We start from the raw sequence: 1,795 nt of genomic DNA, 5'->3' as shown, positions 1-1,795 counted from the left end.
TAAAAGAGGACATTTCTTTATCCGAAGAAGGAATTGACAATAGAAACGACATATTTGACAAAGGCTAGTCCGGATTAATGTCCTATTTTTGCCCCTGAATATTCCACGAATGGGCAAGGAAGTCCGGCACTTAGTAAATAACAGAAGAAATAATAGCGTCTATCTGATTTTACAAAGGTAAGAAAATATTCCTAAATTTCTTCCGGATTTCTACCGGTTTTCTTCATTTTATAAGGGGACAGACAAAGCGGACAGGCAAAATCCGGCTACTATCGGGGAAATTATATCGCAATCACATCCTTCCGGGCATCAAAAGCTGACATAAGGACATGACTCATCCTGCCCGGAAGAATGGTGATTCTGCCAGGTTCATTTTTTTTACGCCTTATTTCCCTCTTTTATGCCGCTTAAGCCCTTATCAAACCCTTACCCTATGGTTCTGGATGGCCTGGATAACGCGCGCGTTGGCCTCATCCAGGGTGGAACCCGCCAGTGTACCCAGGTAAATACTCGTCGTCTTTTCCGAGCTATGGCCTAAACATTCACTAAGAACCATTGTAGAGAGGTTGATAAGTTTCCCAACCGTAGCCCAGGTGTGCCGTGCAACGTGCGTACTCAGGGTTTTGGTAATCCCAGCCATAGCCGCCAGTCGTTTCAATCGGTTGTTCTGGGTGCGCAGGGCGCTTTCATACTGAACCAGTGAGGGTTTATCCGCATGGCGGATCAGGGGAAAGACATAAGGCGAACCGGAAGTTTCATCGGCAAAACTATCGATAATAGCTTGTAGCGCGGGTGCGATTTCCACCTCAATCCGCTGGCCGGTCTTCTTGCGCATATACCGGATGCAACCATCCTTGATATCCGATTTCTTCAGGTAGGCCAGGTCTACGAAGCACATTCCCCGGGCATACAAACAGAAGTTGAAATAGCGCTGGGCATCCTGTAGTTTTTTCAACTGGGTATGTTCACTGCTACCGGGCTGTTCATCGCACAGGTGCTTCTCTAAATCAACATTCAATAGCTGGCTGGTTTCATCCATGGAAAGCGCCCGCTTCACCGTTTTTACCACTCCGGTAAATACATTGGCAAATGGGTCTTCTTCTTTGCGGGTGATAATCAGATTTTCCTGTACGGCCTTATTATAGATTGCCCGCAGGTTGCGCATATAGTAGGATATGGTATTCAGCATCAACCCTTTATTTTTCAGATAGCTCTCAAAGTCTTTCATCAGGCGGGCATCGATCTGCTTCAAAGAGAGATGGGTATCCCCATGGAAAGAGAGCAGGCCGTGGGTGACCGTGCGGTAAGCGCGGGCGGTGCGGTATTGCCCACGTGAGGTCAATAGCTTAAACAGTGTTTCGGTATACCCCTGCAAGGTGTCCTCGCTGTGCTGCCGCAGATAGAGCAACAACAGGTCGTTGAGACGGTAGCGCCCTTTGTTTTCGAGCATTAAGATAAACCGGTTCAGCATTTCTCTCTCACTATTGATCCGGGAGATAACGTCTTTCAGGTAGGCGGCCCGGTCGGGATTATCCGAAGGGATCAGGATGCTGTGTGTATCCTGATCCCACTCATCGGAGGTAATACGGCAGCCTTTTAATGTGATTGCTTTTACTTGCCGTTCATGGATCAAACGCAGGGATAAACTACCCGCGTGCTGTCCCTTCTTTATAGAAGGGCGATAAACTAATGTTACACTTGACATAAATTTGTTTTTAAAGTGAATACTAATTATTAAGTTTATGCAAACTTAATATATCAGAGTAACAAACGGCAAGAAAAATGAGACAATTAT

The 1,795-nt window shown here is 46.2% G+C and carries 1 protein-coding gene; it reads right to left on the bottom strand.

What is annotated here, in order from left to right; genetic code table 11:
• Positions 1-418: 418 nt before the first annotated feature.
• Positions 419-1,705: a site-specific integrase gene (locus D0T87_RS17810; RefSeq protein ID WP_163176527.1), complete on the bottom strand. Its 1,287-nt coding sequence runs from the start codon at positions 1,703-1,705 to the stop codon at positions 419-421.
• Between the last annotated feature and the right edge of the window lie 90 nt (positions 1,706-1,795).

The sequence above is a fragment of the Bacteroides sp. 51 genome (genome assembly GCF_010500965.1).
GTDB lineage: Bacteria > Bacteroidota > Bacteroidia > Bacteroidales > Bacteroidaceae > Bacteroides.
This window is presented reverse-complemented; position numbering and strand designations above follow the sequence as displayed.

What these genes read in the sequence shown, in the direction of transcription:
- D0T87_RS17810 (WP_163176527.1), bottom strand. Translation starts at nt 1,705, where the DNA reads ATGTCAAGTGTAACATTAGTTTATCGCCCTTCTATAAAGAAGGGACAG.